A 7,863-nucleotide genomic window follows, 5' to 3' on the forward strand; every position below is an offset into this window, starting at 1 on the left:
GCCACGGCGGGCGCGGCAGCCGGGGCGGGCGCGGGGGCGCGCGGAGCCTCTGCCGGTGCGGCTCCTGCCGGTGCGGTCTCTGCGGGTGCGGCCTCTGCCGGTGCGGCCTCTGCCGGTGCGGTCTCTGCGGGTGCGGTCTCTGCGGGCGTGGCCTCCTGCGCCTGCGCCGCGGCCGCCTGCTCGACGGCGTGCCGCTCGGCGGCCGCCCGCGAGGCGCGCTGCTCCTCGGCGTCCAGCCGCTCGTACTGCGCCTGGTACAGCGCGATCTGCTCGTCGAGCCGGGCCCGCTGGGCGGTCACCCGGTCGACCTGCGCCCGGGCCTCGGTCGCCGCCTGCTCGGCGGAGGCCTGCGCCCGGTCGGCGGCGTCGCCGGCCTGGCGGGCGTCGCCCAGCACGGCGTCGTTGTGGGTCGCGATCGTGTCGAGCATGCCGACCCGGTCGATGAGGTCCGTGGGCGAGCCGCTGGTCAGCATCGCCTGCAGCGTGCCGAGCCGTTCCCCGGTGTAGGCGCTGCGGGCCACGGTGCGCACGTCGTCCCGCGCCTCGGCGAGGGCGGCGTGGGCGGCGGCGAGGTCGGCGGCGGCGCGGTCAGCGGCCTCCTGGGTGTCCTCCAGCAGCTCCCGCGTCTCGTTGAACCGCTCGGTGAGCACCTCCAGGTCGTGCGCCTTCGCGGCGATCAGCGCGGCGGCGTCCTGGGACGTCTGCGGCCGGGGGTCGGCGGCGGCGGGGAACGGCGTCAGGGCGACGCCGCCGGCGGCCAGGAGGGCGAGCAGCGCCCGCCGTCCGGTGATCCGTCGATGGGCAGGGCTGAGCGAACTCGCCATGTTCGGCGGGTTGTCCTTTCTTCCACGGCCGCCTACCGGGTCAGCTGACGGGTTCGGGCGGGAAGACGCCCGGCGTCCGGCGACCCGTGCGGGCCGTCGGTCGCTCCACCCCAGGAGAGCGATGGGTCCCCGGTCCTCGTGCCGGCCGGTGCCGGCGGTGGTTCGGCGGCGTCCGGGCGGCTGTCACCGGTGGAGCGACGCGCGGGCCGTCCGGACGGACCCACGCTAGGTGCCGATCCCGACGCCCACCACGCGAGCGGACGGATCGGTCCGCACCTTTCAGCCCTGGCGGATCGACCGCTCACGCGACGTCACCGGCGCGCCGAAGTGCGCCACTCCGCCGACCACCCAGACCGCCGGTGGGCGGACGTCCCCCGCCGCGAAGGCGGCGGGCAGCCCGGCGAGCGTGGTGCGGATCGTCCGCTGGGCGGGCGTCGAGCCCTCGCAGACCACCGCCACCGGGGTCCCCGGGTCCCGGCCGTGCTCGACCAGCGCGGCGGCGATCGCCGGAGCGGTCTCCACGCCCATCAGCACCACGACCGTGCCCCGCAGCCGGGCGACGGCCGGCCAGTCGACCAGCGACTGCGGGTGCCCGGGAGGCAGGTGACCGGAGACGACGACGAACTCGTGGGTCAGCCCGCGGTGGGTCACCGGGACGCCGGCCAGCGCGGGGACGGCGACGGCGCTGGTCACACCGGGGACCACCTCCACCGGGACGCCGGCCGCCGCGCAGGCCTCGACCTCCTCCATGCCCCGGCCGAAGACGAACGGGTCACCGCCCTTGAGCCGCACGACCCGGCGGCCGGCCCGGGCGTGCTGCACGAGCAGCTCGTTGATCCGCTCCTGGGCCATCGCGCGGCCGCGGGGGAGCTTCGAGGCGTCCACGACCTCCACGTCGGCGGGCAGGGAGGACAGCAGCGTCTGCGGCCCGAGGTGGTCGGCGACCACGACGTCGGCCTCGGCCAGCGCCTGCCGGCCGCGCACCGTGATCAGCCCGGGATCTCCGGGCCCACCGCCGACCAGCACCACCCGCCCGCCGGCGCCGCGCGGGCCCGGCGAGCGGACGGGCAGCGTGCCGTCGGCCAGCCCGGCGAGGACCGCGTCCCGCACCGCGGCCGGCGTCCGCCGGTCGTCCGTGCCGTGCACGCTGACCACCAGGTCGCCGGACCGGCCGGTCACCGGCAGCGTGGCGCTGCCCTCCGCCGGGGCGTCGGTGCGGGTGCAGAAGATGCGGACCCGCTCGGCCTCCCCGGCCACGGCGCCGTCGACCCCTCGATCGCCGGTGGCGGCCAGGGCGAACCAGGCCCCGGCCAGGTCACCGGGGCGGTACGCCCGGGGGCGCCAGGTCAGGGCGCCGCTGGCGGCGAGCGACTCCAGCGCCGGCGTCACCGCGGGCGCCACCACCGTCACGAGCGCGCCCGCCTCCAGCAACCCGACGACGCCGCGGTGGGCGGCGGACCCGCCTCCGACGACGACCACGGGACGGCCGGAGAGGCGCAGCCCCACCGGGTGCAGGACCTCGGGCGCGGCATCGGGGGTCAGCGGGTGCTCCTTCGTCGTCGTCGTCGTCGGTGCGGAGGCGGACGGGTCGAGCGCGACGGCCACGGTGACCCGGCCGTGCACGGTCTTGCCGACGACGAGCGCCCCGCCGTCCAGCAGTGCGGCCGCCTCGGGCGGCCACCAGCCCGGGCTCGGCCACCCGGCGGTCGAGGGTGACCAGCCGCAGCGGGGCGGGTGCGCCCGGCAGGACGGCGTCGACGGCGGCCAGCACCTCCTCGGCCGACACCCCCGAGGACAGGCCGATGCCGACGGTCCTCACCTCGGCACCCCCGGCCGGTCCGGCAGCGCGGCGAGGAGGTCGGCCACGCCGCGGGGCAGCGGGCCGTCGGCCAGCAGGCCCAGCGCCCGCAGCCGGCCGCCGATCTCCAGGGCCCACGGGCGGGCCAGCCGGGCCCGGCGCAGCAGGTCGTCGTCGCTGAGCACCTCGCCCGGGGCGCCCTGGACGACGGTGCGGTCGACGACCACGGCCACCTCGTCGGCCCACGACAGCGCCAGGTCGACGTCGTGCGTGCTCATGACCACGGTCGAGTCGTGCTCCTGGAGGCGGGCCAGCGCGGCCAGGGTGTCGGTCACGGCGGAGGGGTCGAGGCCGGCGGTGGGCTCGTCGAGCAGCAGGACGCACGGGCGCATCGCCACCGCCCCGGCGATCGCCACCCGCTTGCGCTCGCCGTAGGAGAGCTGGTGGGTGGGCCGCGCGGCGAGGTGGCCGACGGCGAGCAGCCGCAGCGCCTCGGCCACCCGGGCACGCACGGCGTCCTCGTCCAGACCGAGGTTCAGCGGGCCGAAGGAGACGTCCTGGGCGACCGAGGCGCTGAACAGCTGGTCGTCGGGGTCCTGGAGCACCAGCTGGACGACCTGCCGGTGCTCGCGCAGCCCGCGCCGGGTGTGCGCCACGGCCGTGCCGTCCACGGTCACCACGCCGTCGGCCGGACGCAGCGCCCCGGACAGGCAGCGCAGCAGCGTCGTCTTCCCCGAGCCGTTGGCGCCGAGCACGGCCAGCCGTCGGCCGGCCGGCACGACCAGGTCGGCGCCGTCGAGGACCGGGGCCGCCCCCGGGTAGCCGGCGACGAGCCCCGCCGCCGCGAGCGTCCGGTGGCTCATCGCGCTCCCAGGGTGAGGCCGACGATCGCCGCCAGCAGGACGAGGCCGGAGGCCAGGAAGGCGCGGGAGGACGGCTGCGACTCGGGCAGCACCCGCAGTCCCGTCTCCATGCCACGGCCGGCCAGCCCCTCCTGCATCCGGCGGGCGCGGTCCCACGAGCGGGTGAGGACGGCCGCGGCGAGCAGGCCCGCGGACCGGTAGGAGCGGCGCGGCGACGACCAGCCCATGCGCGCGGCCTGCGCCTCACGGACCGCGCCGAGGCTCTCCAGCAGCACGAACAGCAGCCGGTAGGTGACCGAGGCGACCTCGACCACCGCGGCCGGCACCCGCAGCCGCCGCAACGCCGGCAGCAGGTCCGACATCGGCGTGGTGGTCGCCAGCAGCAGCACCGCGGCGGTGCCGGCCAGTGCGTGCCCGACCAGCCCGCCCGCCCGCGCACCGGCGTCGGGGGCCCAGCCGAGGCCCCCGCCGTCCACGGTGACGACCGCGGTGAGCGCGCCGACCGCGATGAAGGCCAGCGGCCACCGGACGGCGCGGAGGAAGGTGCCGGCGGGCACCCGCGCCGGCCCGAGCGCGAGCACGACGGCGGCCAGGCCGACCAGCAGGCTGCCCGGCCACGCGGGCAGGACGAGCGCGGTGACCACGAGGCCGCCGCTGAGCAGCAGCTTGTCGGTGGGCGCGCGCCCGCGCCAGGCGCTGGCCCACGCCGCGTCGTCGACGGCGAGCCCGGTCACCGCGGTTCGGTGCCCGGCGCGCCGGGGCCGGTCGCCGTCCGCCGGCCGCGCAGCCGGCCGAGCACGTAGCCCAGCACGCCGCCGCCGAGCGCGGCCTGCAGGGCGAACAGGCCCGACTCGACGTCGCCGGTCGGGCTGAACACCGACTCGAACCACGGCGTGTAGCCCTCGGCCTCCAGCTGCTCGGTGACGGCGGCGTCGGTGCCGCCGTACTCCGAGGCGCCGCCGTCGACCAGCAGCGGGACGGCGAACAGCGCGACGACGGCGAGGACGAGCAGCGCGTTGACCACTGCTCGCCGGGTCACGCCGCACCGCCGGTGGGCGCCAGGGGAGCGGGTGGCAGGACGCCCAGCCGCTCCAGCTCCGGCCGGGCGTTGACCGTGAGCACCCGGAAGAGCAGGACGCCCAGGATCCCCTCGCCGATGGCCAGCGGGATCTGGGTGACGGCGAAGACGCCGAGGAACTTGACCAGGCCACCGGCGACCCCGGTGCTCGCGTCGGGGAACGCCAGAGCCAGCTGGACCGACGTCGTCACGTAGGTGGCCAGGTCCGCCAGCGCGACGCCGGCGAAGACGGCGGGCAGGAGCCCGGCGCCGGCCGCGCGGGTCAGCCGGTAGGCGCCGTACCCCACCCACGGCCCGACCACCGCGAAGGCGAAGGCGTTGGCCCCGAGCGTGGTCAGCCCGCCGTGCGCCAGCAACAGTGCCTGGAAGAGCAGGACGACGGTGCCGAGCAGCGCCATCACCGGTGGCCGGAACAGGATCGCGCCGGGGCCGGTGCCGGTCGGGTGGCTGGAGCTGCCGGTGACCGAGGGCAGCTTGATCGCACTCAGGACGAAGGTGAACGCCCCGGCCGCCCCGAGCAGCAGGGTGGACTCGGGATTCTCGCGCACCTCCTTGGCGACCGCGCGGGCGCCGTGCACGACGAACGGCGCGGCGGCGATCGTCCAGCCGACCGCGTGCCCGGCCGGGAGGAAACCTTCAGCGATGTGCACGGGCGTTCTCCGATCGTGGGGCGGTGGCGCAGGCGGTGACGAGGCGACCGGCCAGCTGGGGGCTGCCGGCCCAGTTCAGGTGCAGGTAGGAGGCGTGCACCGCCCCCCGGACGAAGCCCTCGGCGGCCCCGGTCGACCACTGCCAGGCGGGGGTGGGCCCGGCCGCCGGGACGGCTGCGGTGCGGTGGAACTCGTGCCCGCGCACGCGCGTCCCGGCCGGCGCCAGCACCGAGTCGGTGACGGCGACGGCGTCCCGGTAGCCGAGCGTGAGCCGCGGCGCCATCGCCGTCGCCACGTCGAGGACGCCGCACATCGGAACGCCGTCCAGCTCGCGGCCCAGGTACAGCAGCCCGGCGCACTCCGCGGCGACGGGAGCTCCCCGGCCGGCCAGCGCGGCGACGTCGGCCCGCAGGCCCTCGTTGGCCGACAGCTCCGCGGCGTGCACCTCGGGGAAGCCGCCGCCGACCACCAGCCCGGCGGTGCCCGGGGGGAGGGCCTCGTCGCGCAGCGGGTCCACCGTCACCACCTCCGCGCCGGCGGCCTCCAGCAGCTCGGCGTTCTCCGCGTAGCCGAAGGTGAAGGCCGGGCCGCCGGCGACCGCGATCCGGGGCCGGGTCGCGACCGGGGCCACCTCGGCCGCCGGGTCCCAGGGGACGGCGGCCAGCGGGGGAGCGGAGCGGGCGAGGGCCAGGACGGCGGCCAGGTCGACGGCGCCGGCGACGACCTCGCCCAGCCGGCGCACCGTGGCCAGCGCCTCGGCGGCGCGCTCGGCGGCGGGCACCAGGCCGAGGTGCCGCGACGGCGTGCTCAGCCGGTCGTCCCGGCGCACCGCGCCGAGCACGGTCACGCCGGCCGCGCCGAGCGCCTCGCGCAGGATCGACTCGTGCCGGTCGCTGCCGACCCGGTTGAGCACCACGCCGCCCAGGCGCACGGCCGGGTCGAAGGTGGCGAACCCGTGCACCAGCGCGGCGACGCTGTGCGCCTGCGAGGCGGCGTCCACCACCAGCACGACCGGTGCCTGGAGGAGCCGGGCCACGTGCGCGGTGGAGCCGAAGCCCGGCGGGACCGCGGGGTGCGCGGCGCCGTCGAACAGGCCCATCACGCCCTCGACGACGGCGACGTCGGCGGGGGAGGGGTGCAGGGCGCCGCGCAGGAACAGCGGGGCGATCCGCTCCTCGCCCACCAGCCAGGGGTCCAGGTTGCGCCCGGGCCGGCCGGCGGCCAGGCCGTGATAGCCGGGATCGATGTAGTCCGGACCCACCTTGTGCGGGGAGACGGTGAGGCCGCGGGCGGTGAGCGCGGCGATGAGGCCGGTGGAGATCGAGGTCTTGCCGGCGTTGCTCGACGGCGCGGCCAGCACGACCCGCGGCACCCGGTGGGCGGTCACCACGTCAAACCCCAGTTGATCACCGTCTCCGTGTACGCGACACGCGCCGACACGCCGCAGGATCGCGCACGCCGACGATGATCAACTCGGGAGGGGGGTGGGAGGTCGGTCACCACTCGATCCCTCGCTGGCCCTTCTGGCCGGCGTCCATCGGGTGCTTGACCTTGGTCATCTGCACGACCAGGTCGGCGGCCTCGATCAGCGCCGGAGGGGCGTCGCGCCCGGTGATGACGACGTGCTGGCTGCCCGGCCGGTTCGTCAGTGTCCCGACGACGTCGTCGACGTCCACCCAGCCCCACTTCAGCGGGTAGGTGAACTCGTCGAGAACGTAGAAGCGGTGCGCCTCGGCGGCCAGGTCGCGCTTGATCTGCGCCCAGCCCTCGGCGGCGTCGGCGGCGTGGTCGGTCTCGGTGCCCGCGCGGCGCGACCACGACCAGCCCGAGCCCATCTTGTGCCAGACCACCGGGCCGCCCTCGCCGGTCTGCTCGTGCAGCCGGCCCAGCGCGGTCAGCGCGTTCTCCTCGCCGACCTTCCACTTGGCGCTCTTGACGAACTGGTAGACCGCGATCGACCAGCCCTGGTTCCACGCGCGCATCGCCATGCCGAACGCGGCGGTGGACTTGCCCTTCATCTCGCCGGTGTGCACGGCCAGCAGCGGGCGGTTGCGCCGCTGCCGGGTGGTCAGCCCGTCCTGCGGGGTGACGGCGACCTGTCCCTGGGGCATGTCAGGCCGCCTTCCGGACGTCGCGCACGGTGCTCGCCAGCGACTCCGCGCCCAGCTCCTCCAGGCGCAGGGTCTGCGCCCCGAGCTGCTGCCCGAGCGAGGCCGCCAGCCCGAGCCGGACCGGCCCGGCCTCGCAGTCCACGACCACGGCGGCGGTGCCGGCCGACGCCACCAACCCGGCGGCCCGGCGGGCCTCGCCGAGGGAATCGCTGCCGCGCGCTCCGGTGGCCCGGCCGTCGGTGACGACGACGAGCAGTGGCCGGCGCCGCGGATCGCGCACCCGTTCCACCCGCAGCACCTCGTGGGCGCGCAGCAGGCCGGCGGCCAGCGGCGTGCGCCCCCCGGTGGGCAGCCCGGTCAGCCGGGACAGCTCCTCCGCGCGGGCGAATTTGTCCGGGGCGTCCTCCGGGCACAGACCGTTCCAGAGGCTGGCCTGCAGGGCGTGGGCCAGGAGCTCGTCGTCCCCGTGCTCCCGCGCCAGGTCCACCGCCCGGCGGCCGAGGGCGCCCGCCTCCCCGGTGGCCCCGGTGAAGGCCATC

Annotated in this window: 9 protein-coding genes and 1 riboswitch; all 9 genes read right to left on the reverse strand. The window is 77.3% G+C overall.

Features of this window, described 5'->3' with window-relative positions; genetic code table 11:
* On the reverse strand, nucleotides 1-824 hold an 824-nt coding region (locus tag C5507_RS21595; RefSeq protein WP_428839423.1), incomplete at its 3' end, for a coiled-coil domain-containing protein.
* A 14-nt stretch (nucleotides 825-838) separates the two neighbouring features.
* Nucleotides 839-991: riboswitch (cyclic di-AMP (ydaO/yuaA leader) on the reverse strand.
* Between the two features lie 112 nt (nucleotides 992-1,103).
* Complete coding sequence (cobA, locus tag C5507_RS21600; protein WP_249027844.1) at nucleotides 1,104-2,447, reverse strand: uroporphyrinogen-III C-methyltransferase; 1,344 nt, start codon at nucleotides 2,445-2,447, stop codon at nucleotides 1,104-1,106.
* A gap of 192 nt (nucleotides 2,448-2,639) precedes the next feature.
* Nucleotides 2,640-3,485 (reverse strand): energy-coupling factor ABC transporter ATP-binding protein, encoded by an 846-nt coding sequence (locus tag C5507_RS21605; RefSeq protein ID WP_104530547.1) that lies wholly within the window; start codon nucleotides 3,483-3,485, stop codon nucleotides 2,640-2,642.
* A complete protein-coding gene (cbiQ, locus tag C5507_RS21610) occupies nucleotides 3,482-4,219 on the reverse strand; it encodes a cobalt ECF transporter T component CbiQ (protein WP_104530548.1) in 738 nt (245 codons plus the stop codon). Before cbiQ ends, C5507_RS21605 begins: the two co-directional genes overlap by 4 nt.
* The gene (locus C5507_RS21615; RefSeq protein WP_104530549.1) at nucleotides 4,216-4,524 is read right to left on the reverse strand and encodes an energy-coupling factor ABC transporter substrate-binding protein; all 309 of its coding nucleotides are present in this window, start codon (nucleotides 4,522-4,524) and stop codon (nucleotides 4,216-4,218) included. The genes cbiQ and C5507_RS21615 overlap by 4 nt, the downstream gene beginning before the upstream one ends.
* Complete coding sequence (locus tag C5507_RS21620; RefSeq protein ID WP_104530550.1) at nucleotides 4,521-5,213, reverse strand: energy-coupling factor ABC transporter permease; 693 nt, start codon at nucleotides 5,211-5,213, stop codon at nucleotides 4,521-4,523. The genes C5507_RS21615 and C5507_RS21620 overlap by 4 nt, the downstream gene beginning before the upstream one ends.
* A complete protein-coding gene (locus tag C5507_RS21625) occupies nucleotides 5,200-6,600 on the reverse strand; it encodes a cobyrinic acid a,c-diamide synthase CobB (RefSeq protein WP_104530553.1) in 1,401 nt (466 codons plus the stop codon). The genes C5507_RS21620 and C5507_RS21625 overlap by 14 nt, the downstream gene beginning before the upstream one ends.
* 109 nt (nucleotides 6,601-6,709) lie before the next feature.
* On the reverse strand, nucleotides 6,710-7,324 hold the full coding sequence (cobO, locus tag C5507_RS21630) for a cob(I)yrinic acid a,c-diamide adenosyltransferase (protein ID WP_104530551.1): 615 nt from the start codon (nucleotides 7,322-7,324) through the stop codon (nucleotides 6,710-6,712).
* Between the two features lies 1 nt (nucleotide 7,325).
* Nucleotides 7,326-7,863: vWA domain-containing protein (locus tag C5507_RS21635; protein WP_487246495.1), on the reverse strand; the 538-nt coding region annotated here is incomplete at its 5' end.

It is taken from the genome of Blastococcus saxobsidens (genome assembly GCF_002938435.1).
GTDB lineage: Bacteria > Actinomycetota > Actinomycetes > Mycobacteriales > Geodermatophilaceae > Blastococcus > Blastococcus saxobsidens.

What these genes read in the sequence shown, in the direction of transcription:
- cobO (WP_104530551.1), bottom strand. Translation starts at nt 7,324, where the DNA reads ATGCCCCAGGGACAGGTCGCCGTCACCCCGCAGGACGGGCTGACCACC.
- C5507_RS21605 (WP_104530547.1), bottom strand. Translation starts at nt 3,485, where the DNA reads ATGAGCCACCGGACGCTCGCGGCGGCGGGGCTCGTCGCCGGCTACCCG.